This window comes from Hydrogenophaga sp. 5NK40-0174, from assembly GCF_040372165.1.
In the GTDB taxonomy this organism is placed as follows: domain Bacteria; phylum Pseudomonadota; class Gammaproteobacteria; order Burkholderiales; family Burkholderiaceae_C; genus Hydrogenophaga.
The window spans coordinates 1048238-1071041 of sequence record NZ_BAABWG010000001.1; the positions used below are offsets into that span (position 1 = coordinate 1048238).

Sequence of the window (22804 nt, forward strand, 5' to 3'; positions counted from 1 at the left end):
TCGAGCCGTTCGGTGGGAGAACAATGGGGCTCAGATTGGGTTGATCTCGCTTTATTCAACGGGTTCACTCAAACATTGCAAGGGATGTCCTGCATGCCTCGAAGCTTGCAAGACCTGTTCCACCTTCGTATGGGCCACGTCTCTTGTGTAAACACCACAAATCCCTTTGCCCTCGAGGTGAATTTTCAGCATGATCTGCGTCGCCGTTTCGCGGTCCTTCCCGAAAAACTCCTGGATGACTTGCACCACGAACTCCATCGGAGTGAAGTCGTCGTTTAGCAACACCACCTGGTACATCTGGGGCGGCTTGACGCGCTGCGTGAGCCGCTCGACAACCATGGAGTCGTCGGAGCTGGTGCCGGGAGGCGCAGCCGGCAACTCCGGCTTCTTGGGTTTTTGCGTGGCCATAGGAAGATTCTAGCGGCGCGTGAAGGAACACAGGCGCAGTGTTCCGATGTCCCGCCCATCGGTGGGGGCGACTGGCTGGCCAAGATGCATGAACCGCAGACATGGAAACATTCTGCACCTCCCGCCAAACAAAAAACCGCCAAACTGGCCAGCCAGTCAGCGGTTTCTTGACGTATTTCTCATCTGTTGGCGGAAAGTTGTTTCCGCCAACAGATGGTACGGGTCAGACCAGTCACATGTTGTCGATCATGACCTGGCCAAAGCCGGAGCAGGACACCTGCGTCGCACCGTCCATCAGACGCGCGAAATCATAGGTGACCTGCTTGCTCTGGATCGACTTTTCCATGGAGGAGATGATCAGGTCCGCAGCTTCCGTCCAACCCATGTGGCGAAGCATCATTTCGGCGGACAGGATCTCGGAACCAGGGTTCACATAATCTTTGCCAGCATATTTGGGTGCCGTGCCGTGCGTGGCCTCGAAACAGGCAACAGAGTCGGACAGGTTGGCGCCAGGAGCGATGCCGATACCACCCACCTGTGCTGCCAGCGCGTCAGAGATGTAGTCGCCGTTGAGGTTCAGCGTCGCCACCACCGAATACTCGGCAGGACGGGTCAGGATCTGCTGCAGGAATGCATCGGCGATGACGTCCTTGACCACGATCTCATTGCCCGTCTTGGGGTTCTTGAATTTGCACCATGGGCCACCGTCGATAGGCTCGGCACCAAACTCTTTTTGAGCCAGCGCGTAACCCCAGTCACGGAAACCACCCTCGGTGAACTTCATGATGTTGCCCTTGTGGACCAGCGTCACGCTTGGCTTGTCATTGTCGATGGCGTACTGGATGGCCTTGCGCACCAGACGCTCTGTCCCCTCGACGGACACAGGCTTGATACCAATGCCGGAGGTTTCCGGGAAGCGGATCTTGGTCACGCCCATCTCGTCCTGCAGGAATTTGATCAGCTTCTTGGCCTGCTCGCCTTGCGACTGGTACTCGATGCCGGCATAAATGTCTTCGGAGTTCTCGCGGAAGATCACCATGTTGGTCTTCTGCGGCTCTTTCACAGGAGAAGGCACGCCTTCGAAATACTGCACGGGGCGCAGACACACATACAGATCCAGCTCCTGACGCAGCGCCACGTTCAGCGAACGGATACCGCCGCCAACAGGCGTGGTCAGTGGGCCCTTGATGGACACAACGTACTCTTTGAGGGCTTCAAGCGTTTCCTCAGGCAGCCACACGTCCGGGCCATAGACCTGGGTCGACTTCTCACCCGCGAAAACCTCCATCCAGTGGATCTTCTTCTTGCCACCATAGGCCTTGGCCACAGCAGCGTCCACCACCTTGAGCATCACCGGAGTGATGTCCATGCCCGTGCCATCGCCCTCGATGTAGGGAACGATCGGCTCGTCAGGAACGGTGAGCGACATGTCAGCGTTGACGGTAATCTTCTGGCCTTCGGTGGGCACCTTGATGTGCTTGTACATGGAAGCGGGTCTCCGGTAAGAGCTGTTGTGATGGCGTGCAATGGCGGGATCAGCCGCTGCACTGGCTGAAACATCATTTCATATGATGCACAAACGTACATTTTAGCCTGTCTGACTGTACGAAGCCTGACGCGCACTGTCATCCCTCAGGTGACAAGCGGAAATAGCTGATATGCCGCAGCGGTCTGCTCACGAACCCATTCTTCTCAAGCTAACATCCCGCCATGAGAATGCGTCAACCCCAACCAATGCGAACGAACACGACGTCCGCCTTGATGGCCGCTGCCTGCGCAGTCGCCCTGCTGACCACATCGGTTCATGCCCAGCAAACACCCCAGACGGACCTTCCCCGGGTGGAGCTGCGCGCAGGCATGTACCGCATTCATGCGCAAGTGGCCTCAACCCATGAGCAGGTCATGACCGGCCTGATGTATCGAGACAGCATGCCGGATCAGGAAGGCATGCTGTTCGTGTTTCCAAGAGCCAGCGTGCAGTGCTTCTGGATGCGCAATACCCGCATACCGCTGACGGCAGCCTTTGTGGCAGACGATGGCACCATCGTCAACCTGGCGAAAATGAGCCCCATGAGCGAAGCCCAGCATTGCTCGGACAAGCCTGTCCGCTTTGTGCTGGAAATGAACCAGGGCTGGTTTGAAAAGCGCAAGTTTGGACCTGACACCCGATTGCAAGGCCCGCCCTTCAATACCAAGCAGTAAGACCCGGTCCCCCCTGAGTCCACCAAGAAAAAAGCGACCATGCGGTCGCTTTTTTCTCTTGCGGGGCATCGCGGCCCCGCCCTGGTCAGGCAAAGTTCTTTTCTGCAAAAGACCAGTTCACGAGCTTGTCGAGGAATGTCTCCACAAACTTTGGACGCGCATTGCGGTAATCGATGTAGTAAGCGTGCTCCCACACATCGACGGTCAGCAGCGCCTTGTCATCGGTCGTCAGCGGCGTGCCGGCAGGGCCGGTGTTGACGATGTCAACGCTGCCATCGGCCTTCTTGACCAGCCAGGTCCAACCTGAACCAAAGTTGCCCACAGCGCTCTTGGTGAAGGCTTCCTTGAAGGCGTCATAGCTGCCCCACTTGGCATTGATGGCGTCGGCCAGCGCGCCGGATGGAGCGCCGCCGCCATTGGGCTTCATGCAGCTCCAGAAGAAGGCGTGATTCCAGATCTGGGCAGCGTTGTTGTAGACGCCGCCGCTGGACTTCTTGATGATGGACTCCAGGTCCATGCTTTCAAACTCAGTACCCTTTTGCAGGTTGTTGAGGTTGACCACATAGGCGTTGTGGTGCTTGCCATGGTGGAATTCGAGGGTCTCACGGCTGTAGTGAGGGGCGAGATCGTCCAGGCCGTAAGGCAGCGCGGGCAAGGTGTGTTCCATGTGGGGATTCCTCTTGGTTTGAAGTTGTCAGGATCAGAATCATCGGCGAAACGGCCCTCGTCCTCAGGACAAAGCGCTCACGCCAAAACAACGCATTGTAGAAAAGCTGAAAGCCAAAGTAGGGATCAGGGTTTATCCCGGTGAATCTTCTTCACGCCGAGGTCCAGCACACCATCCGAGAGTCGCGCCGTCACCGACTGCTCTTCGGTCACCCCCACCACGCTGGTAATGGTCTGCCCTTCACTGTCGGTCAGGTAGGAAAACCCGCGGGCAAGCACCAGCTGGGGGTCCAGATGCTTCAGCGCGCCGCCCAGCCGATCAAGGCGCGCAGCCTGGCGTTCCATCAACCAGCCCACAGCCTTTGGCATTCGCTGCCCCATCTGGGCCAACCGGGCCCTGTCCCGTTCCAGCGATACTGCAACAGACTGTTGCAACCCATGCGAAAGGTCAGCCAGCCTGCGCTGGGCTTCATGCACCCTGGATGACGGCTTGCCCAGCCTCATGCCGAGCTGATCTAGCCGCTGCGCGCGCATGTCCAGCTGCCCCCAGACTGCCGCCTGCAACTGCTCGCTCAAAGCTTCCAGTCGATCCATCTCCTCCAGCCGCGTGGGTGAAGCCATCTCTGCCGCAGCCGTTGGCGTGGGTGCCCTGACATCAGCGACAAAGTCCGACAGGGTGAAGTCGGTCTCATGGCCGACACCACACAGCACAGGCATGGGCGAGCGAGCAATGGTCCTCACCACCTGCTCATCGTTGAAGGACCACAAGTCCTCCAGTGACCCACCTCCCCGGACGAGGAGCAGCACGTCCCCTTCCCCGCTGTCCAGGTACCGCCTGTATGCCTTGTCGAGGGCAGCACAGATCTCACGTGGGGCGGACTGCCCCTGAACAGCAGCGGGAAAGAGCATCACCGGCACATGGGGTGCACGCCGACGGAGCGCCGTTGCCACATCGCGCAAGGCGGCCGCGCCAGCCGAAGTAACCAACGCGATCGAACGGGGGCGGACTGGCAGGTCACGCTTGCGTGCTGCATCGAACAGCCCCTCTCCTTCCAGTTTGGCCTTGAGACGCAGGAATTGTTCGTACAGTGCACCCTGACCTGCCTGTTCAAGACTCTCGACGATCAACTGGAGGTCGCCTCGCGCACCATAGACATCCAGGCGGCCGACCGCCTCGACCATCTGACCTTCCCGAGGAGAGAACTGCAGACCGGTCGCCGACCGCCGGAACATCGCGCAGCGCAGCTGCCCGCCCTCATCCTTGAGGGAGAAATAGCAGTGGCCACTGGCAGCTCGGGCAAAGCCGGAAATTTCCCCACGCACCACCACCGGATTGAAGCGCGCGGACAGAGCATCAGCGATGGCGCGCAACAGCGGGCCAACTCCCCACACACGCCTCGTCGATACAGGCGCTTCGTTCAAAAATTCATCATTCACGCGGCTCTCCGGGCCAAACATGTCCACAGCACCAGCAACATTGGGCGTTTTGGTACAAAAGTGTTGGAAACACGAAACGAATTCGCCAAGCTATTGATTTCACAGCTCTTCTGCCTGCTCAATTTCTCATCGATCCACCGAATCCGCCGCCCCACCGGGCTTTTCGCACCTTCCGAAGCGGGTTCTTCACATACTTATCCACAGATTTTGTGAACAGGCCGCGACAGTCAGCAACACTCTGTCAGCAGCGGCGGTCGAACTTGAAAACGAGGTGAGCCATAATGCCCGGGGACTGAAATTTTGCAGTGGCGCCTTTGCGCCAAGCTGCCCAACATCGGAGCTACAAACTTGCTTTCCATCATATATGCCGCAGGTTGGCCGATCTGGCCCCTGATCATCTGTTCCATCCTTGGGCTGGCCTTGATCATCGAGCGCTTCATCAGCCTCAAACCGGCAAAGGTGGCTCCACCCAAACTGCTGGACGAGGCCATGATGGTCTCCCGAAACGGCATCCCGGGCCCCGATGTCGTGGCCCAGCTTGAACAAAACTCGGTTCTGGGCGAGGTGCTGGCCAGTGGCTTCCGCACCTTTAACTCCGATCCGCGCGCCTCGGAAGAAGACCTGCGCCGTAACATGGAAGCAGCAGGCCGGCTGGCGGCCGCCAAGCTGCAAAAATACCTTGGCGCGCTGGCCACCATCGCTTCCGCGGCGCCGTTGCTGGGCCTGCTTGGCACCGTGATCGGCATGATCGAGATCTTTGGCTCCCAGAGCACGGAAGGCGCCATCAGCGCTGGCGGCGGCGATCCGGAGAAGTTGGCCCACGGTATTTCCGTTGCACTCTACAACACGGCTTTCGGCCTCATGGTTGCTATTCCCGCCCTGATTTTCTGGCGCTACTTCCGGGCGCGCGTCGACGAGTTCCTTCTGGGCATGGAGCTGGCGTCGGACCGGTTTGCACGTCACCTGCTGAGCTTGCGCCGCTGAACATGCGGATTCCCCCAATCCAACCATCCGGACGGAGAACCGAGGAGTTTTCATGAACTTTCGCAGCGGATCGCGGGAAGAACCGGAGATCAATCTGATCCCGTTCATCGACATCCTGCTGGTCATCCTGATTTTCCTGATGCTGACCACCACCTACAACAAGTTCACAGAGTTGAAGGTGAACCTGCCAGTGGCCAATGCCGAAACCATGGAAAACAAGCCACAGGAGATCATCGTCGCCATCAGTGCGGATGGCCGCTACTCGGTAGACCAGGACCTGCTTCCCGGCGCCGATGTGCCGGCCCTGACCTCTGCGCTGACCGAAGCGGCCAGCTCGCGCAAGAACGCGATCATCGTCATCAGCGCCGATGCCGCCGCGACCCACCAGTCGGTCATCAACGTGATGGATGCGGCTCGACGCGCGGACCTCGTGCAGATCACCTTCGCCACCCAAAACGCCGGCAAGCAAGGCGGCAACTGAGGCCCAAGGACTGCCAAGGTGCCAGTGCCCGCGTCGCAAAGCCATGGCTGGCACACCAAGTGGCGGAACAGCGCAGAGCGAGGCGGCTGGCTCAGCTGGGTCCTGTGGCCCTTCTCGCTGATTTATCGCCTGCTGGTAGCGGGACGCCATTGGGGCTACCGTCTGGGGTGGCTTGCTGCCGAGCCCATGCCTGTCCCGGTCATCGTGGTGGGCAATGTGGTCGCTGGAGGCGCCGGCAAAACCCCGACCACCATTGAGCTTGTCCGCCACCTGCGTCTCAAGGGGTGGCACCCGGGTGTTGTCTCCCGTGGCTACGGTCGCCATGAGCTGGAAGCAAACCTGCCCGTCACACCAGAGTCCGACCCTGCGCAATGTGGAGATGAACCACTTCTGATCGCCACCCGCACCGCCGCCCCGGTGTTTGTCGGCGCCGAGCGCCCTGCCGCTGCGCGGGCATTGCTGGCGGCGCACCCGGGTGTCAACATCATCGTCTGTGACGACGGGCTGCAGCACTACGCCCTGCACCGGGATGTGTCCATCGTGGTCTTTGACGACCGGGGCATTGGCAATGGCATGCTCTTACCTGCTGGCTTGCTGAGAGAGCCATGGCCTCCAGCGTCTCGCTCTCCCTATGCCCCGGACCTCGCACTTGTTCAGCGGCGCGATGCGATGCCGGGCATCGACATCCTGGCCATTGGCGGCATCGCTGCCTACCAGGCATCGAGGACGCTGTCGAATGTAGCCATCAGCGCCAACGGCACCGTCCAGGCGCTGGCGTCCATGACGTCGCAGGACATCATCGCTGTGGCTGGCATTGCACGCCCGGAAGTGTTCTTCGACATGCTCGAAGGCGCTGGCGTGCACATCAAGCAACGCCACCCACTGCCGGACCACGCCAGTGCAAGCGAATACGCTGCGGTTCTTGAGCTCCCCGCTGAGTCTCACGTCCTCTGTACGGAAAAGGACGCCGTCAAACTCAACGCGCTGGCCAGGGCCAGAGATCTGAAGGGTGCAGCCCATCCGACCATCTGGAGCGTGGGCCTCCAACTCTCCATCGCGCCAGACTTTTTTGAAGCACTGGACGACAAGCTCCGCTCTCTCACCCGCTTTCCGCAGTGAAATATGGTGCGTCGGTGACGCGCAGACTCCACTATCATTGTCACCATGGATTCGAATCTGCTCAATTTGCTGGTCTGCCCGGTCACCAAAGGACCGCTGGTGTTTGACAAGGACCATCAGGAACTGTTGTCGCGTACAGCGCGACTGGCCTACCCGGTGCGCGACGGCATTCCGGTATTGCTCGAACACGAGGCCAGAACGCTCACCGCTGAAGAGGCTGAAGCCATTCCTGTGCCAGCCCCTGCCATTTGAGCCCCATGGCATCCTACGTCGCCCTCATTCCGGCGAGGATGGCCTCTTCCCGGCTTCCAGGCAAACCCTTGCTCGATATCGGCGGTCTGCCGATGGTGGTGAGAGTCGCCAGGCAGGTTGCCAAGTCAGGCGCTGAAGCCACCGTTGTCGCGACGGACGATGACCGGATCGCCACGGTTTGCGCGGCCCATGGGGTTGACTGCGTGATGACATCTTCGCATCACCCCAGTGGCAGCGACCGGCTGGCAGAAGCCTGCGGACTGCTGGACCTGCACGGCGACAGGCTGGTCGTCAATGTTCAGGGCGACGAACCCTTGATCGAGCCAGCGCTCATCGATGCCGTGGCAGACGCTCTGGTTCGACACCCCGCTTGCGACGTGAGCACCGCCGCGCACCCCATCGACAACATGGCCGATTTTCTCAACCCCAATGTGGTGAAAGTCGTCACCGACCAGACCGGCGTAGCAAGCTACTTCAGCCGGGCCCCCATCCCCTGGAGCCGCGAGGGTATGTCAGACCTGTCGAAACCGGCGGCGACAAACCCGAATGCACTCCCCCGGCCAGCGCCATTGCGGCACATCGGCCTATACGCCTATAAAGCGGGGTTTCTCCGTCAATTTCCGACGTTGGCCGAGGCCCCGACCGAGCGCCTGGAGGCTTTGGAGCAATTGCGGGCCCTCTGGCATGGCCACCGGATTGCCGTTCATGTCACGGACACCGTGCCAAGCCCCGGCGTCGATACCCAGGCCGACCTCGAGCGGGTTCGGCAGATTGTCGCCAATACCCACAATTGCTGACCGGCTATCCACCGGTTTTGCGCCGGCCGCCCTGTAAGCCACAGGCGAGCCATGCGTGCTATCCTCGGCTGTTTTCTCTTGCAGGGTGCCCCGAGGAGTATGCCCCTGCCGAGATCAGCCGCTGGAGACAAGCGGCCCTACCAGACACTATTTGATTGAAGGATTCCGATGAGACTGATTCTGTTGGGCGCACCTGGCGCTGGCAAAGGCACTCAAGCCACGTTCATCTGCCAGAAGTACGGCATCCCCCAGATCTCTACAGGTGACATGCTGCGTGCTGCAGTCAAGGCAGGCACACCACTGGGACTCGAAGCCAAATCCGTCATGGAATCTGGTGGACTGGTGAGCGACGACCTCATCATCAACCTCGTCAAGGAACGCATCGCCCAGCCAGACTGCGCCAACGGTTTCCTGTTTGACGGCTTCCCCCGCACCATCCCGCAGGCCGACGCCATGAAGGCCGCCGGCGTCAAGCTGGACTACGTTCTTGAGATCGATGTTCCGTTCGACTCCATCATCGAGCGCATGAGCGGTCGCCGCTCGCATCCGGCTTCCGGCCGGACCTACCACGTCAAGTTCAATCCGCCAAAGGCAGAAGGCAAGGACGACGTGACTGGCGAACCCCTGATCCAACGCGAAGACGACAAGGAAGAGACCGTCAAGAAGCGCTTGCAGGTGTACAGCGACCAGACACGCCCTCTCGTGGACTACTACAGCAACTGGGCCAAGTCTGAGCCTGAGCAGGCACCCAAGTACCGGGCCATCAGCGGCGTGGGTTCTGTCGAGGACATCACGGCGAGCGCGCTTCAGGCACTGGCTTCCTGAGCCCAGCCCATCTGACTTTCAGCCCGGCGCATGCCGGGCTTTTTCGTTTCAGGCCGGCATGCGACAGCCCGGTCATCACCTCCTACCCGACCGCCTCGCCACGACCCAAACCCATCAAATGCAAAGCCAGGGCAATCCTTGCCTTGACCGGAGGCAAATCGCCAGCCGAAGGGAACAAGTCAAGCGACGTTGGCAATACAGCGCCCTGGCAGCACCGGCTCGCACGCCACACGGTGACACCACACTCAGAAGCCTGAGAGAGGGCAGCCGACAAGCCTTCACTGCAGGTTCCGTTGCCCGTGCCGGCCAGCACCAGACCCGCGAGTGGCTCTGCGCCGTCCTGCCGGCTTGCCCATAGCAAGGCGGTCACTACCTGGCCGTCCGCCTGGGCGTGATTGAGCACGATCTCCACACGCGGCCAAGGCTTGCCAAGGGTGCTCAGCACAGTCTTCTCTTCCCGGGAATGTTCCGTGGGCTCCGAGCGTGGCCAGGGACGAACGCAACGCACCCGGCCTTCCTCCACATAGCCGATGACTCCCGCTTCTCCGGAATCAAAGGGGTCGAGCCTGTAGGTGTGTACTTTTGAGAAATGTTGTCCGTCATGGATGCGGCCCGCACACACCGCCATCACCCCGCGCGCACCGGGGCATGCAGCCACTTGAAGAGCATCGGCAAGGTTCTGCGGTCCGTCCGGATAGGCGGCAGTAGCAGGTCGCATCGCGCAGGTCAGAACAACAGGTTTGTCGGCTTGCAAAAGGCTCGAAAGCAGAAAGCCCGTTTCTTCCAGCGTGTCTGTTCCATGCGTGATCACGACACCCTGTACATCCGGCCGGTTCAAGGCAGCGACCGCTGCTTCAAACAGGTCCCGCCAGACTGAGGAAGACATGTTCTTGCTGTCGATCTGCGCCACCTGCCGCGTCTCGAGTACCACGCCCGACGGCGCAGGCAAGCCACCGACCAGCGTCTCGACCGACACCAGGCCGGCTGTGTATCCCAGGTTCTCGCCCTCACGGTTGCCGCCCCCGGAAATGGTGCCCCCGGTTCCCAGCACCACCAAAACAGGTTTTTTTTCCTCAACCACTTGTCAAACTCCAAAAACTGGCTAAAAATACAGGTACTGGATATGAAAACAGTATTTCGCTCACAGCGCTTTCCCGCGCCAAAGAGCAAGTATCCAACGAATCCGAGAGGATCACATGCTTGATTCGAATAGTCTTACCCCGAAGCTGACCGCCCGGCAACAACAGATTCTGGAGCTGATCCAGAACACGATTGCCCGCACCGGTGCACCGCCAACGCGTGCCGAGATCGCTCGCGAGCTGGGCTTCAAGTCCGCCAATGCAGCCGAAGAGCACCTTCAGGCGCTGGCCAGAAAAGGGGTCATCGAACTCGTCAGCGGCACTTCACGAGGCATTCGGCTTCGGTCCGAAGACCTGATGTCCATCAACGCCACGCGCGGCCGGCAGCTCAACCTTCCCATCCCCGGGCTGGCACAGCTGGCTCTCCCATTGATTGGCCGTGTGGCAGCAGGCTCACCCATTCTGGCCCAGGAGCACGTTGACCAGACCTACCATGTCGAACGCCATATGTTTCAGCGTGAGCCAGACTATCTTCTCAAGGTACGAGGCATGTCCATGCGGGATGTCGGCATCCTCGATGGTGATCTGCTGGCAGTGAAGTCCGGCAAGGAAGCCAAGAATGGCCAGATTGTCGTGGCGCGGCTGGGAGACGACGTGACCGTCAAGCGCTTCATGCGAAAGCCTGACGCCATCGAACTCCATGCGGAAAACCCGGACTACAAGACCATCGTGGTCCATCCGGGAGAGCCCTTCGAGATTGAAGGCCTGGCTGTCGGACTGATCCGGAACAGCTTCAACCTCTAAACCCTGCTTTCCTCACTGTTTTTACCCTCCCCTGCAGGTGGCGGGCGGTTGAGTTCGCCCTGAAACAGGCCTCCAAGGCCACTCAGGTCCACTCACATCCCTGCAGAACGGAGTCTCAGACACCAATCCTGCCTATGTTCAGCCCCTCACAGGAGTTTCACATGGGAATCCGCTTCAACCGCAAGTCTTGGCGCGCGCCACTCCAACTCATCGACAGCCTGCTGCCTCAACCGAGCCAGCCTCGCCCGCAAGCCGTCACCGCCAACCGGACGACGCTGGCCTTTGCCCGCGCTGGATGGCTTGGGCGCGGCCGTGCCCGCGACAACCCGGTCGCACCGACGGCAGGTGCGGCCAATGGTGAGCCCAAATCCAAGCCTGCCCCCTGCCGGCTGGCCACAGTCATGGGCCAGCGAGTGCAAGATGCTGCACCCAGCGCGCGCATTGCCCTCTCTGGTCGAATGAGTGACGTTTGTGCGGAGCTCGATCGTTTGGCAGCACTGGAGAGTGCAGGCTTGCCACAAGCCGCCTGACGCACATCGCCAGACACCTTTTTTCGCAGTTGCCCATCGCATGGTTTTGTGCACGGGCTTGTTGGCCTGTCAGCCCTGGTTGCTGGCAGGCTTTTTTTGCGCTTACCCCAGTCGCTTTTGGTCCCCGTTCTGGCTGGCTCTCTGCAAGAGCAGGCACAATATGGGCATGAACATTGTGATTCTGGACGACTACCAAGACGCCGTACGAAAGCTTCGATGCGCAGAAAAGCTCGAACCCTATCCGGCCAAAGTCTTCACCAACACCGTCAAGGGTGTCGGTCAGCTGTCCGTTCGCCTGCGCGATGCCGACATACTGGTCCTGATTCGCGACCGGACTCCGGTCACCAAGCTGCTTATCGACAAGCTGCCCAAGCTGAAAATGATCGCTCAAACCGGCAAGGTTGGTGACCACATCGACATCAATGCCTGTACGTCCAAAGGCGTGGCTGTCAGTGAAGGAGGCAGCTCTTCTGTGGCTGCGGCTGAACTGACCTGGGCGCTGATCATGGCATCCATGCGCCGGGTTCCCCAGTACGTAGCCAACCTCAAGCACGGCGCCTGGCAGCAGTCCGGTCTCAAGACAGCATCCATGCCAGCCAACTTCGGGCTGGGCATGGTGCTACAGGGCAAGACACTTGGCGTATGGAGCTACGGGCAGATAGGCCGAATGGTCGCTCATTACGGCAAGGCCTTTGGCATGCGGGTGCAAGTATGGGGCAGCGAAGAAGCCAGGGCCAGAGCAGCCGCCGACGGATTTGATATCGCCGCCAACCGGGAGAGCCTTTTCGCCACGGCCGATGTGCTCACGCTCCACCTGCGCCTCGGGTCGACCAGCGCAGGATGTGTGACCCTGGAAGACCTCTCTCGCATGAAGCCGACTGCCTTGTTGGTCAACACGTCGCGTGCCGAGGTTATCCAGCCGGAGGCCTTGCTGGCTGCTCTGAACAGAGGGCGACCCGGCATGGCCGCCATCGACGTGTTCGAATCGGAGCCCATTCTTCAAGGGCACGCCTTGCTCCGGCTGGAGAATTGCGTCTGTACGCCGCACATCGGGTACGTGGAACAGGATCACTATGAAACCCTGTTCTCGTCGGCATTCGACAACGTCGTGAACTTCATCAAGGGCACACCTACCAATATCGTCAACCCCGGCGCTCTCCAGGTGCGTCGCTAATGTCGCCCCCTTGGCGGGCGGGTCAGTCAGACCGCCAACACCATGAAAAAAGCTCTCCAAAGGAGAGCTTTTTCATTTGAGACGTCTTGCTCAGTTCCCCGGATCGACAGGCCAGAGAACTGCCCACTCCCCTAGGAGCCAGGACGTGGTCAGGGCATGGTCAGGACTTCTTGTCCTCATCATCTGGAAGCGCCCCCAGGTCGAGCACTTCGAAGTCGATCAGGTTACCCTCGTTTTTGGCCTCTTCCCTGGCAATCTCGGAGGTCGACCGCACAGGTGGGTCCATGGCCTCGGGCAAGGAATCTTCGAACTCAGCATCCTTGACCATCTTGTCCAGGTCGATGTCCAGTCCCAGCTTGGACGAAGCCGGAACAATCCCCATTGGCTCGGTCACCCGATCTTCGCCCCGCCTTCCAACTGCTTTCAGCGGCTTGATGGCGGTATGCTCGAAATCGTTTTCGGGCGGCTCTGAGTCTGAAGCATCATGCTTGACGAGCTCCTTGGCCATCGAGTGCAGCAGCAGCAATTCGCGGTATGCCTCGAGGTCGAAGACTTCGCCCTCGGTATCTGCGGGATCCCTGAAGATGGACTGCTCGATCACCTCGAGCACTTTCCGCTGTGGCCACAAGGCCTGGATACGGCTGAATGCGGTTTCATAGTCCGCCAGACCATGACTGCCTGCCGAGTAGTCGTCAAAAGCAGGCGCACCAGCGTTGAACTGGCGGTTGAATTCATCCCGCAGGTACTCGTAGTCGCTCTTGCGTCCGAGGTCGTGGTAGATCGCAAGCAAGTCCAGGAACGCCAGTGGGCTGGGCTCACTGCTCTCATTGAGGTGGTTCTCCAGCACCTCGACTGCTTTGTCAGGCTCGCCAAGGGACAAGAAAAAGTCGGTCTGTTGCTGAATATCGAACAGCTCTTCCGTTGCCATGGATCGCGCCATTGCCGACGGATTTGCGCTGTCTTCACGCAAGCGGGAAGTCCTTCCCACAGAAGACACTTCCCCGATGGACGCATCAGAGTCAAGCGGTTGCAGATCGCTGTCGTCGTCGAGTTCGTCATCCAGATCGAGATCCAGCTCATGCAGACTGACGCCTGTCGCCTGCGACCGAGCCGCTGCAGCACCAGCAGGCTTGCCTTCGTACCAGAACGGCTCTGCATTCACGGCCGCTTCGGCCTCACCTTTGCGACGCCACGCCAGCAAAAGACCGCCCAGCGTCAGAAGCAGCAACCCGCCCAGGAGGTAGGTCGCATATCGGTATGTCTTGTTATCGCCGGCCTCTGCCTTGAGCGCTTCAATGGTGGCCAGGTTGGAGGCTTCCTGCTCGCGCAGCCCCTTGGCTTCTGCCTCAAGCACTGCCAGCTTTTGCGCGTCGCGCATGATTTCTTCAGGCGACGCATTGATGGCTTTCCACAAGCGCGCTGCAGCCTCTCTGGCTTCAGGCGTCGATGCGGGCGTGCTCAGCAACTCGGTAGACAGGCGAAGAACAGGGTCTCTGTCAATACCAAGATTGATATCAATCGGCTCCAGCGTCAGGCGCGGCCCTTCCGGTTTGGGCGGCTCCGGCTTGCGAACCACACTCGCACTGGATGGAGGCTTGGCACCCTCGGTGCTCGCCAGCCGCTGACGCGTCTGGCGTGTTTTGGCTTCGCCGGAAGATGCCGATTGCCCACCAGTCTGACGGCGAGCTTCGCTGCCAGACGGCTGCTTTCGAGCGGCTTCTGCAGCAGAAGCCTCGCTGCTTCGACGGTCACTGCCCAGCCGGCGGCTTTCCACACTTGGGGCCGTGGCAGCCTGGGCCGCGCGAGCAGCTTCCTGGGCAGCTGCAGCTTTTTCAGCGGCTGCCACTGCCGGTGCCGGATCGGCCAGCAGCACGTAACGCCGGGCAAAGGGTGCGTTGCATCCAACCGTCAACTCGAGTGTGACGATGGGTTCGTTGACAATTCGGGTGGTGCGGATACGAAGGGAGGGGCGAGCATCGGGGGCCGTTTGCTGCACCGAGGCGTCCACCTCGCTGGAGGGCACCATGGACTCACCGAAATACACTTGGGGTTTGACGCACAAGGTGCCGGCGCTGTCTTCTGGGCCCAAAATGGCCTGTACCCGAACGTCCAGCGGATTGCCCAGCACAGCCGCCCCGCTATGGCGACCCAAAGTCACCGCGGAGCTGCTTACCACGCTTGAAAGCAAAATACACCCTAGCCAGAGATGGCGCACGTCAAATTCCCCTCTCTCGTAATCCGGAACATTTTGTCATAGTTTTTGAAGCTTCTGGCTTAAATAGTACTTTATTTATATGTTTCAGCTGTTTTCCAAAGTAGCGGTCATCGGCACAGGCGCCATGGGCCGCGGCATCGCTCAAGTCCTGGCCCAAGCTGGCACCACGGTGCTGCTTTTTGATTCCGCCCCTGGCGCCACCGATCAGGCCATACAACACATTAACGGCATGTGGGAAAAAATGGCAGCGAAGGGCAAGATCCCTTCTGAGGCCGTTGCAGAACACACAAAACGGTTGCATACCGCAGACACACTGCAAGCCCTCTCGGGCTGCGACATGGTGATTGAGGCCATTGTCGAGAAGCTCGACGCCAAACAGTTGCTGTTTGGCGAGCTGGAGGCCATTGTGGGCCCGCAATGCGTCCTGGCCACCAACACTTCCTCTTTGTCGGTGACGGCCATAGCTGCTGCACTGAAGCACCCTGAAAGGGTCGCGGGCTACCATTTCTTCAATCCTGTTCCAGTGATGAGGCTGGTTGAGGTCATTGCCGGCATCAAGACCGACCCAGCCATTTGCGAACGTCTGACCGAATACACGAAATCTTTCGGTCACACTCCTGTATCGGCATCAGATACCCCCGGCTTTATCGTTAACCACGCTGGAAGAGGCCTGACGACCGAAGCTTTGCGCATCGTGAGTGAGCAAGTTGCCGATTTCGTCACGGTTGACCGCATCGTTCGGGATCAGCTCGGATTCAAGATCGGCCCTTTCGAACTGATGGATCTGACCGCGCTGGATGTCTCGCACCCTGTCATGGAATCGGTCTACAGGCAGTACTTTGACGAGCCCAGGTACCGCCCTACTGTGATCACTGCTCAGCGCCTGGCCGGTGGCCTGCTCGGCCGCAAAACCGGAGAGGGCTTCTATCGCTACGCCGATGGCAAAGCAGTCCAGGCCGAGGAGGCTTCTCCCCCGATGGTGACCAACAAGCCACCGGTGTGGGTTTCGCCCAAGGCGGCCCGTCGGGCCGAGCTCTACCAGCTTCTCAAAGACTTTGGCGCCAGCATCGAAACCGGCACTGCACCATCAGACAAGGCACTGATCCTCGTGGCACCACTGGGGCTGGACGTGACCACAATCTCTGCGGTGGAGCGGCTGGATCCGACGCGAACCGTCGGTATCGACATGATGCTCGATGATGCAGCCACCAAGCGCCGAGTGCTGGCCACCAACCCGGCCACCCGCTCCGACATGAAGGCAGCGGCTCACGCTCTTTTCGCCTCGGATGGCAAGGCTGTGAGTGTCATTCGCGACAGTGGAGGATTTGTCAGCCAACGCATACTCGGCCACATCATCAACATTGCGTCGGACATGTGCCAACAAGGCATTTGCTCACCCAGGGACCTCGATCAGGCGGTCACCCTCGCTCTCGGATACCCTGCCGGCCCGCTGGCGCTCGGCGACGCTGTAGGCCCGACCAACGTGCTGGAGATTCTGTTCAACCTTCAGACTGTCTACGGTGACATGCGGTATCGTCCATCACCCTGGCTGCGTCGCCGGGGAGCGCTGGGACTGAGCCTGCGCCACGTTGAAGCCTGACTCACCCCATACCTGGTGTCGAGATAGACACCCTGCATCCACCGGAGAGACGCCCGTCATGGCAGCCAGCCTCAAGAGTCACAGTGAAGGTCAGACAATGGTGCTGACCATTTCCAACCCCGACCATCGAAACGCCCTTGGGCCGGAGATGTATGCGGCGGGCGTCGAAGCCCTCAACGCTGCAGAGAGCAACCCCGATGTGCGCAGTGTGGTCATTTGTGGCGATGGTGCGCATTTTTGCGCCGGCGGAAATCTGCAGCGCTTGCTGGGCAACCGCGACAAGGGAAGGGACGTCCAGGCTGCCAGCATCGATGGCTTGCATTCCTGGATAGAGACCATCCGGTCATCCTCCAAACCTGTCATCGCTGCTGTCGAGGGTGCTTGCGCAGGCGCAGGATTTTCTCTGGCGCTGACTTGCGACCTGATCGTTGCAGCGCGCAATGCTGTGTTCGTCATGGCCTACAGCAATGTCGGCCTGTCCCCTGACGGCGGCGCCACTTGGAGCATCCCTCACCTGCTGCCGCGTGCCACAGCCATGCGTCTGCTCCTTCTCGGCGACCGATGTTCCAGCGATGAACTGGAGCGGCTGGGCGTGGTGTCGGCCGTTTGCGACCCTGGCGAAGCGGTTGCATCTGCCCTGGGCATGGCAGAACGCGTCAATGGGCGCGCGCCCAATACGCTGGCCAGCATCAAGGAGCTGGTCAACGATGCGCCCGCGACCCCGCTGCACGCACACCTGAACAACGAACGCGATCATTTTGTGCGCAACCTTTTCCACGACAACGGTGGCGAAGGTATCTCGGCGTTTCTCGAGAAGCGAACTCCGCGTTATCGCTAAGTGCCAAGAATGCGCTGCAGTGCAACAATGAGCGCCCACGCGGTGCCAGGTCTCCGCGGCGACACAAACCCGACAATCAGTCACTCATAAGACAGCAGATGGACGAGCCGATTCTGACAATGGAAGAGCGCGAGGCAATCAACGGTGGCCGTTGGTTCAGCAACCTCTCTCCCTCCTTGCGCCACGACATACTTCGATGCGCCTACGTCAAACGATACAAAGATGGCGAGCTCTTGGTCGCTCGCGGCGACCCGCCCCAGGAATGGACGGCGGTGGCCAAGGGTGCCGTGCGTGTGAGTTCGACATCACTGTCGGGCAAGCAGATCACGCTGACATACGTCGAGCCAGGCGTGTGGTTCGGCGACGTGGCGATGTTCGATGGAGACAGGCGCACGCACGATGCGTATGCACACGGACCCACCACGATTCTCTGTGTGGCTCGCAACGATTTCCAGAAGATTCTCAGCAGCCATGTCGAGTTGTGCGAGGCGCTGCTTCAGTTGCAGGCGCGTCGCATCCGCACATTGTTTGGCCTGGTCGAGGATCTCAACACCCTGCCCTTGCGCTCCCGCCTGGCCAAGCAGTTGCTCCATCTGGTGAGAAGCTACGGCATTCCCTGCCTCAACAACGGCAACGAAGTACGGATCGGCTTGCAGCTGGCGCAGGAAGAACTGGCACAACTGCTGGGCGCATCGCGACAGCGCGTCAACCAGGAACTCAAATCCATGGAGCGCGAAGATGCGATCCGGATCGAACCAGGCGGACTGGTGGTGCGCGACCGCGAAATGCTGATGCGCATTGCCGAATTCGAGAACTGAGCGACGCCGCAAGAGGGCAATTCCTGCCCTCGCGTGAAGTCGCCGCCAAGGAGACGACTTTCACGCATGAGTGATACGCAGAACTTCACCGGCACGCGACCGGTTTCAGAACAGCACGCTGTCGATGTCGGCGTGCTGCAATCCTGGCTGGAGCAGCACCTCGACGGGTTCAAGGGCCCCTTGTCCGTCGAGATGTTCAAAGGCGGGCAATCCAACCCGACATACAAGCTCATCACACCCGGCTGCGAATATGTGATGCGTGCCAAGCCCGGGCCGGCAGCCAAACTGCTCCCCTCCGCCCATGCCATCGACCGCGAGTTTCGCGTGATGGGCGCGTTGCATGGCACGGGGGTCCCTGTGGCAAAAATGCACGTGCTGTGTGAGGACGAATCGGTCATCGGCCGTGCGTTCTATGTCATGGAATGCGTCAAAGGGCGGGTACTCTGGGACCAGGCTCTGCCAGGCATGACGCCAGCCCAACGGGGCGAAATCTACGATGAGATGAACCGCGTGCAAGCGGCCTTGCATTCGGTCAAACCTGACCAGATAGGACTTGCCGACTACGGCAAACCCGGCAATTACTTCGCTCGCCAGATTGGCCGCTGGAGCAAGCAGTACGTCGCCTCCATCACGCAACCGATAGACGAGATGGATCGCCTGATTGAATGGCTTCCCCAGAGCATTCCTGCCATGGCGCAGGACGAAGGCCTGGTGTCTGTCGTTCATGGCGACTACCGCCTGGACAACCTGATGTTCCACCCCACCGAGCCGAAGGTGCTGGCCATCCTGGACTGGGAGCTGTCAACGCTGGGGCATCCACTGGCCGATTTCAGCTACCACTGCATGTCCTGGCACATCCCGCCTGGCGCCTTCCGAGGCATTGGCGGGCTGGACATCGCAGCGCTGGGCATTCCCAGCGAGGCGGAGTACATCGCACGCTATTGCGAACGCACAGGATTTGCCACGCCAGAAGCACTGGCAGGCGACTGGAATTTCTACCTGGCCTACAACCTTTTTCGCATCGCGGCCATCCTGCAGGGCATCGCCAAGCGGGTGGAAGACGGCACGGCCTCCAGTGCACAAGCGAAGGCGTCTGGCGCAGGCGCCCGCCCCATGGCCGAACTGGCCTGGCACTTTGCCAAACGTGCCGGCGCCTGACACAGCACCCCTGAACACCCAAGAGAAGCAATACAGACTCAACAAGGAGCACTTATGGATTTCGAGTACAGCGACAAGGTCAAAGACATGCGCGAACGCCTGCTGGCGTTCATGGACGAACACATCTACCCCAACGAAAAGCGCTGTGCCGACGAGCTGGCTGCCAACCGTGCAGCTGGCAACGCCTGGGTGCCCCTGAAGGTCATCGAAGAGCTCAAGCCCAAGGCCCGCGAGCAAGGCTTGTGGAACCTGTTCCTGCCCAAGAGCGACCGTGCGCCGGAAGGCCTGTCCAACCTCGAATACGCGCCCATGTGCGAAATCATGGGTCGCGTGCCTTTCGCTTCCGAGGTGTTCAACTGCTCCGCGCCTGACACAGGCAATATGGAAACATTGGAGCGCTACGCATCGGAAGAGCTGAAGGACCAATGGCTGGAGCCACTGCTCAAGGGTGAGATTCGTTCCGCCTTCCTGATGACCGAACCGGCAGTGGCTTCGTCTGACGCGACCAACATTCAGTGCGACATCCGCCGCGACGGTGACGAATACGTCATCAATGGTCGCAAGTGGTGGTCCTCCGGCGCTGGCGACCCACGCTGCGCCGTCTACATCGTGATGGGCAAGACCGATCCCGAGGCCCCTCGCCACTCACAGCAAAGCATGATTGTGGTGCCAGCCAACACGCCTGGCATCAAGGTGCTGCGTCACCTGCCGGTGTTCGGCTATGACGATGCACCGCACGGCCACATGGAAGTACTGCTGGAGAATGTGCGCGTGCCAGCGGCCAACATCCTCCTCGGCGAAGGCCGTGGCTTCGAGATCGCCCAAGGCCGCCTTGGCCCTGGCCGCATCCACCACTGCATGCGCTCCATCGGCGCGGCCGAGCGCGCACTGGAATCCATGTGCAAGCGCCTGAACAGCCGCGTGGCATTCGGCAAGCCGATTTCCTCTCACTCGGTTTGGCACGAGCGCATTGCTGACGCGCGCTGCAAGATCGAAATGGCGCGGCTGTTGACGCTCAAGGCTGCTTACATGATGGACACCGTGGGCAACAAGGTGGCCAAGGCTGAGATCGCGATGATCAAAGTGGTGGCACCGAATGTGGCATGCGAAGTGCTGGACATGGCCATTCAGGCCCATGGCGGCGCTGGCGTCAGCAGCGATTTCCATCTGGCCCAGGCCTATGCCGGCCAGCGCACGCTTCGCCTGGCCGATGGCCCGGACGAAGTGCATCGCGCCTCCATCGCCAAACTGGAGCTGGCCAAGCACATGGTCAAGAAGGAAGACGTGGACATGCCTGTGACACGCGGTTGCTGACTGACGTTCAGGGCTTCTTTGGCCCGAGCAAGTTCAAGAAAAGGAAAGCCCTATCAAGGGCTTTCCTTTTTTTTTATGCCGACCAGAGTCCCCCTCAGGCTCAGCGTTTGCTCTGATCCATCAAAGCAAGCGCTCTGCCACTGAGGAACTCCATGGTGTCGAGCGCATGCAAGGCCACGGCCGGGTCTGCAGCGGGCATGGCCTGCATCCGCATGTAGAGCTTGCCCCGCACCAGCATGTACATCAAAGGGGTTTCCTGTGTCACGGCCGAAGGCCAGGACATGAGTCTGTCCACTGCTTCCTCGTTGATCCAACGTCGTACCACTTCGCGCACATCGGTGAGCACCGCATACCGGTCCCAGAAAAAGTCGTCCGGACCGCTCCATCCCTGATCCGGAAATTCGTCCGTCCAGATAAGTTCTTCGGCCACTGGCGGCGGCTTGCCCGCACCCACTGCTGACGCCTGTGCCCTCATCTCCTCGATCTCGCCTTCAAAGCGCCGCTTGAGGGGGCGGTTGAGCACCACCGCCTCCACTTCAGGGCTCAGGCCAAGGTCACACCTGGCCATCCAGGCTGTGCCCTTCATGTACGGGCGGCGGGTCGATATGCGTTCCGCCCTGAACGCTCGGCCAAACAGCTCTCCCCCCATCGCGTGCTGGCCGTCAAACAGCTCGGCGTAGTCCAGCCCCCTGAGGCTGGCCCACTCGGCAAGGCTGGTGGCTTTGCTGAAATGGTGGGTACGCTTCCTCAACAGAGATTCGAACATGCGATGGCTGGCTGGAGACTGATTTGGCAAAAAGTGGCTTGGCTTGTCCGGCACCGGCTGTGTCAAACACCGGCGCCGCATGGTGCTCATGATTGCGCCTTGACCAGTATCTTGCAGGGAATCAACGGCAGACAAAACGGGCATCTGACCACCGGAAATTTGCATCGACTCAGTGGTGGTGGGTCTTGCCCAAGCATGCGTGTGACGGCACCCACAATGTGCACAGCTGGCTGCTACTTTCCGACGAAAGTGAAGTCCATCATAATTTTTTTTGAGGGGCTTCAAAAATATCTGAAATTCAATGTAGAATCTTGGATTCAGTCGGAGCGTAGCGCAGCCTGGTAGCGCATCTGCTTTGGGAGCAGAGGGTCGCGAGTTCGAATCCCGCCGCTCCGACCATTTCATAAAGAAAGAAAAAGGCCCACCCTAAACCCGTGGGCCTTTTTTCTATCGAAACCGGCCACATCGATTGGTGTAGGCGACCGGTACAGGCATTTCACAGCCTGTCTGCCCGTAGCTCAACTGGATAGAGCAACTGCCTTCTAAGCAGTAGGTCGGGGGTTCGAGTCCCTCCGGGCAGGCCATCATTCTGGCCAGAAAACCCCTCCTCTCGAGAACAATTCCAATTCGACCTGTTGGCCATTGCGCTCTGTGTCATGTCACTGATGACTTTGGCGAGTCGCCTTTTGGCAAGGCGTCTTTCCTGCGTTGAAACGTCTCTCCGTGGGTCGCCTAGGGTGAAGACGCGTGCTCTTCCTTATGGCTCTATATTCATTTGATTCAGTGGATTCGGCAGGCGTCACATCAGTCTTCCTGCGCCAGGACCGAACGCAAATGCCCCAGCAAGCGGTAAAGCTCCTCCTGCTCCACTTGCCCAAGCCCTGCAAACAGGCCGTTCAGCCATTGTTCGTGCTCGGCTGCCATCTTTTTGAACTGCACAGCGCCTTCCGGCGTCAGCTTCACGACCAGCGCGCGCCGGTCATCGGGGTCTTCTTCGCGCTGCACCCAGCCCTCTGACACCAGCTGATCGGTCAGACCGGTCACGTTGCCCCCGGTGACCATGAGGTACCGGGACAGCAGCTTCATGCGCAGCCCCTTGGGATGCCGGTTCAACTGGGCAAGGTAATCGAAGCGGGCCAGGGTCGTACCGAAGTTGCTGCGCAGGCGCTGGCTGATTTCCCGTTCGATCTGGGTGCTGCAGGCCAGCAAGCGCAGCCAGAGGCGAATGGCCTGATGGTCATCACCGGACACACCGGCTTCTTTGCCGATGTGAACATCGCTGAGCGAAGGGGCGTGGTCTCGCTGACGCCTTGGAGTGGCTTGTTTCATACGTGGCT

Annotated in this window: 23 protein-coding genes and 2 tRNA genes; 17 read left to right on the forward strand and 8 right to left on the reverse strand. The window is 60.0% G+C overall.

What is annotated here, in order from left to right; genetic code table 11:
• Positions 1-51: 51 nt before the first annotated feature.
• A complete protein-coding gene (clpS, locus tag ABWV89_RS04825; RefSeq protein WP_353394804.1) occupies positions 52-408 on the reverse strand; it encodes an ATP-dependent Clp protease adapter ClpS in 357 nt (118 codons plus the stop codon).
• 232 nt (positions 409-640) lie between these two features.
• The gene (gene icd, locus ABWV89_RS04830) at positions 641-1894 is read right to left on the reverse strand and encodes an NADP-dependent isocitrate dehydrogenase (protein WP_353394806.1); all 1254 of its coding nucleotides are present in this window, start codon (positions 1892-1894) and stop codon (positions 641-643) included.
• A 248-nt stretch (positions 1895-2142) separates the two neighbouring features.
• On the opposite strand from icd, the gene ABWV89_RS04835 reads away from it, so the two are divergent.
• Positions 2143-2610, forward strand: coding sequence for a DUF192 domain-containing protein (locus ABWV89_RS04835; protein ID WP_502903130.1), 468 nt, complete (start codon positions 2143-2145; stop codon positions 2608-2610).
• Positions 2611-2695: 85 nt separating this feature from the next.
• On the opposite strand, the gene ABWV89_RS04840 is transcribed toward ABWV89_RS04835, so the two are convergent.
• Positions 2696-3277 carry a superoxide dismutase gene (locus ABWV89_RS04840; protein WP_353394808.1) on the reverse strand — a complete coding sequence of 194 codons (582 nt, stop codon included), beginning with the start codon at positions 3275-3277 and terminating at the stop codon, positions 2696-2698.
• 125 nt (positions 3278-3402) lie between these two features.
• Positions 3403-4734, reverse strand: coding sequence for an exodeoxyribonuclease VII large subunit (xseA, locus tag ABWV89_RS04845; protein WP_502903131.1), 1332 nt, complete (start codon positions 4732-4734; stop codon positions 3403-3405).
• 327 nt (positions 4735-5061) lie between these two features.
• On the opposite strand from xseA, the gene ABWV89_RS04850 reads away from it, so the two are divergent.
• From ABWV89_RS04850 to adk, 6 genes are all read left to right on the forward strand, one after another.
• Positions 5062-5697 carry a MotA/TolQ/ExbB proton channel family protein gene (locus ABWV89_RS04850; RefSeq protein WP_353394812.1) on the forward strand — a complete coding sequence of 212 codons (636 nt, stop codon included), beginning with the start codon at positions 5062-5064 and terminating at the stop codon, positions 5695-5697.
• A gap of 52 nt (positions 5698-5749) precedes the next feature.
• Positions 5750-6178: an ExbD/TolR family protein gene (locus ABWV89_RS04855; protein WP_353394813.1), complete on the forward strand. Its 429-nt coding sequence runs from the start codon at positions 5750-5752 to the stop codon at positions 6176-6178.
• A 24-nt stretch (positions 6179-6202) separates the two neighbouring features.
• Positions 6203-7297, forward strand: a complete 1095-nt coding sequence (gene lpxK / locus ABWV89_RS04860; RefSeq protein WP_502903150.1) for a tetraacyldisaccharide 4'-kinase — start codon at positions 6203-6205, stop codon at positions 7295-7297.
• A gap of 45 nt (positions 7298-7342) precedes the next feature.
• A complete protein-coding gene (locus tag ABWV89_RS04865; protein WP_353394819.1) occupies positions 7343-7549 on the forward strand; it encodes a Trm112 family protein in 207 nt (68 codons plus the stop codon).
• Between the two features lie 5 nt (positions 7550-7554).
• Positions 7555-8346 carry a 3-deoxy-manno-octulosonate cytidylyltransferase gene (kdsB, locus tag ABWV89_RS04870; RefSeq protein WP_353394821.1) on the forward strand — a complete coding sequence of 264 codons (792 nt, stop codon included), beginning with the start codon at positions 7555-7557 and terminating at the stop codon, positions 8344-8346.
• A gap of 168 nt (positions 8347-8514) precedes the next feature.
• Positions 8515-9171 carry an adenylate kinase gene (adk, locus tag ABWV89_RS04875; RefSeq protein ID WP_353394823.1) on the forward strand — a complete coding sequence of 219 codons (657 nt, stop codon included), beginning with the start codon at positions 8515-8517 and terminating at the stop codon, positions 9169-9171.
• Positions 9172-9253: 82 nt separating this feature from the next.
• Here the strand turns inward: adk and ABWV89_RS04880 are convergent, their stop codons facing one another.
• Positions 9254-10252 (reverse strand): asparaginase, encoded by a 999-nt coding sequence (locus tag ABWV89_RS04880; protein WP_353394825.1) that lies wholly within the window; start codon positions 10250-10252, stop codon positions 9254-9256.
• 115 nt (positions 10253-10367) lie between these two features.
• On the opposite strand from ABWV89_RS04880, the gene lexA reads away from it, so the two are divergent.
• The 3 genes from lexA to ABWV89_RS04895 all read left to right on the forward strand — a co-directional run bounded on the left by lexA (position 10368) and on the right by ABWV89_RS04895 (position 12758).
• Positions 10368-11054: a transcriptional repressor LexA gene (gene lexA, locus ABWV89_RS04885; protein ID WP_353394827.1), complete on the forward strand. Its 687-nt coding sequence runs from the start codon at positions 10368-10370 to the stop codon at positions 11052-11054.
• 161 nt (positions 11055-11215) lie between these two features.
• Complete coding sequence (locus tag ABWV89_RS04890) at positions 11216-11584, forward strand: hypothetical protein (protein ID WP_353394829.1); 369 nt, start codon at positions 11216-11218, stop codon at positions 11582-11584.
• Positions 11585-11750: 166 nt separating this feature from the next.
• Positions 11751-12758, forward strand: coding sequence for a D-2-hydroxyacid dehydrogenase family protein (locus ABWV89_RS04895; protein ID WP_353394832.1), 1008 nt, complete (start codon positions 11751-11753; stop codon positions 12756-12758).
• Between the two features lie 160 nt (positions 12759-12918).
• Here the strand turns inward: ABWV89_RS04895 and ABWV89_RS04900 are convergent, their stop codons facing one another.
• Positions 12919-14916 carry a hypothetical protein gene (locus ABWV89_RS04900; RefSeq protein WP_353394834.1) on the reverse strand — a complete coding sequence of 666 codons (1998 nt, stop codon included), beginning with the start codon at positions 14914-14916 and terminating at the stop codon, positions 12919-12921.
• Between the two features lie 136 nt (positions 14917-15052).
• Here ABWV89_RS04900 and ABWV89_RS04905 point away from each other — a divergent pair, with 136 nt between their 5' ends.
• From ABWV89_RS04905 to ABWV89_RS04925, 5 genes are all read left to right on the forward strand, one after another.
• Positions 15053-16573, forward strand: coding sequence for a 3-hydroxyacyl-CoA dehydrogenase (locus tag ABWV89_RS04905; protein ID WP_353394838.1), 1521 nt, complete (start codon positions 15053-15055; stop codon positions 16571-16573).
• A gap of 58 nt (positions 16574-16631) precedes the next feature.
• A complete protein-coding gene (locus ABWV89_RS04910) occupies positions 16632-17411 on the forward strand; it encodes an oxepin-CoA hydrolase, alternative type (RefSeq protein ID WP_353394841.1) in 780 nt (259 codons plus the stop codon).
• Between the two features lie 98 nt (positions 17412-17509).
• On the forward strand, positions 17510-18229 hold the full coding sequence (locus ABWV89_RS04915) for a Crp/Fnr family transcriptional regulator (protein ID WP_353394845.1): 720 nt from the start codon (positions 17510-17512) through the stop codon (positions 18227-18229).
• 66 nt (positions 18230-18295) lie between these two features.
• Complete coding sequence (locus ABWV89_RS04920) at positions 18296-19387, forward strand: phosphotransferase (RefSeq protein WP_353394848.1); 1092 nt, start codon at positions 18296-18298, stop codon at positions 19385-19387.
• A 54-nt stretch (positions 19388-19441) separates the two neighbouring features.
• Positions 19442-20701, forward strand: coding sequence for an acyl-CoA dehydrogenase family protein (locus ABWV89_RS04925; protein WP_353394851.1), 1260 nt, complete (start codon positions 19442-19444; stop codon positions 20699-20701).
• Positions 20702-20801: 100 nt separating this feature from the next.
• Here the strand turns inward: ABWV89_RS04925 and ABWV89_RS04930 are convergent, their stop codons facing one another.
• Positions 20802-21467 (reverse strand): hypothetical protein, encoded by a 666-nt coding sequence (locus tag ABWV89_RS04930; protein ID WP_353394853.1) that lies wholly within the window; start codon positions 21465-21467, stop codon positions 20802-20804.
• A 322-nt stretch (positions 21468-21789) separates the two neighbouring features.
• Here ABWV89_RS04930 and ABWV89_RS04935 point away from each other — a divergent pair.
• Both ABWV89_RS04935 and ABWV89_RS04940 read left to right on the forward strand, forming a co-directional pair.
• Positions 21790-21866, forward strand: a tRNA-Pro gene (locus ABWV89_RS04935).
• Positions 21867-21974: 108 nt separating this feature from the next.
• Positions 21975-22051 (forward strand) — tRNA-Arg (locus ABWV89_RS04940).
• A 220-nt stretch (positions 22052-22271) separates the two neighbouring features.
• Here ABWV89_RS04940 and ABWV89_RS04945 read toward each other — a convergent pair.
• Entirely contained in the window at positions 22272-22796 is a 525-nt protein-coding gene (locus ABWV89_RS04945) for a MarR family winged helix-turn-helix transcriptional regulator (protein ID WP_353394857.1), read from the reverse strand.
• Positions 22797-22804 lie beyond the last annotated feature (8 nt).

What these genes read in the sequence shown, in the direction of transcription:
- clpS (WP_353394804.1), bottom strand. Translation starts at nt 408, where the DNA reads ATGGCCACGCAAAAACCCAAGAAGCCGGAGTTGCCGGCTGCGCCTCCC.
- icd (WP_353394806.1), bottom strand. Translation starts at nt 1,894, where the DNA reads ATGTACAAGCACATCAAGGTGCCCACCGAAGGCCAGAAGATTACCGTC.
- ABWV89_RS04835 (WP_502903130.1), top strand. Translation starts at nt 2,143, where the DNA reads ATGCGAACGAACACGACGTCCGCCTTGATGGCCGCTGCCTGCGCAGTC.
- ABWV89_RS04840 (WP_353394808.1), bottom strand. Translation starts at nt 3,277, where the DNA reads ATGGAACACACCTTGCCCGCGCTGCCTTACGGCCTGGACGATCTCGCC.
- xseA (WP_502903131.1), bottom strand. Translation starts at nt 4,734, where the DNA reads ATGTTTGGCCCGGAGAGCCGCGTGAATGATGAATTTTTGAACGAAGCG.
- ABWV89_RS04855 (WP_353394813.1), top strand. Translation starts at nt 5,750, where the DNA reads ATGAACTTTCGCAGCGGATCGCGGGAAGAACCGGAGATCAATCTGATC.
- ABWV89_RS04865 (WP_353394819.1), top strand. Translation starts at nt 7,343, where the DNA reads ATGGATTCGAATCTGCTCAATTTGCTGGTCTGCCCGGTCACCAAAGGA.
- kdsB (WP_353394821.1), top strand. Translation starts at nt 7,555, where the DNA reads ATGGCATCCTACGTCGCCCTCATTCCGGCGAGGATGGCCTCTTCCCGG.
- adk (WP_353394823.1), top strand. Translation starts at nt 8,515, where the DNA reads ATGAGACTGATTCTGTTGGGCGCACCTGGCGCTGGCAAAGGCACTCAA.
- lexA (WP_353394827.1), top strand. Translation starts at nt 10,368, where the DNA reads ATGCTTGATTCGAATAGTCTTACCCCGAAGCTGACCGCCCGGCAACAA.
- ABWV89_RS04890 (WP_353394829.1), top strand. Translation starts at nt 11,216, where the DNA reads ATGGGAATCCGCTTCAACCGCAAGTCTTGGCGCGCGCCACTCCAACTC.
- ABWV89_RS04895 (WP_353394832.1), top strand. Translation starts at nt 11,751, where the DNA reads ATGAACATTGTGATTCTGGACGACTACCAAGACGCCGTACGAAAGCTT.
- ABWV89_RS04905 (WP_353394838.1), top strand. Translation starts at nt 15,053, where the DNA reads ATGTTTCAGCTGTTTTCCAAAGTAGCGGTCATCGGCACAGGCGCCATG.
- ABWV89_RS04910 (WP_353394841.1), top strand. Translation starts at nt 16,632, where the DNA reads ATGGCAGCCAGCCTCAAGAGTCACAGTGAAGGTCAGACAATGGTGCTG.
- ABWV89_RS04915 (WP_353394845.1), top strand. Translation starts at nt 17,510, where the DNA reads ATGGACGAGCCGATTCTGACAATGGAAGAGCGCGAGGCAATCAACGGT.
- ABWV89_RS04920 (WP_353394848.1), top strand. Translation starts at nt 18,296, where the DNA reads ATGAGTGATACGCAGAACTTCACCGGCACGCGACCGGTTTCAGAACAG.
- ABWV89_RS04925 (WP_353394851.1), top strand. Translation starts at nt 19,442, where the DNA reads ATGGATTTCGAGTACAGCGACAAGGTCAAAGACATGCGCGAACGCCTG.
- ABWV89_RS04930 (WP_353394853.1), bottom strand. Translation starts at nt 21,467, where the DNA reads ATGTTCGAATCTCTGTTGAGGAAGCGTACCCACCATTTCAGCAAAGCC.
- ABWV89_RS04945 (WP_353394857.1), bottom strand. Translation starts at nt 22,796, where the DNA reads ATGAAACAAGCCACTCCAAGGCGTCAGCGAGACCACGCCCCTTCGCTC.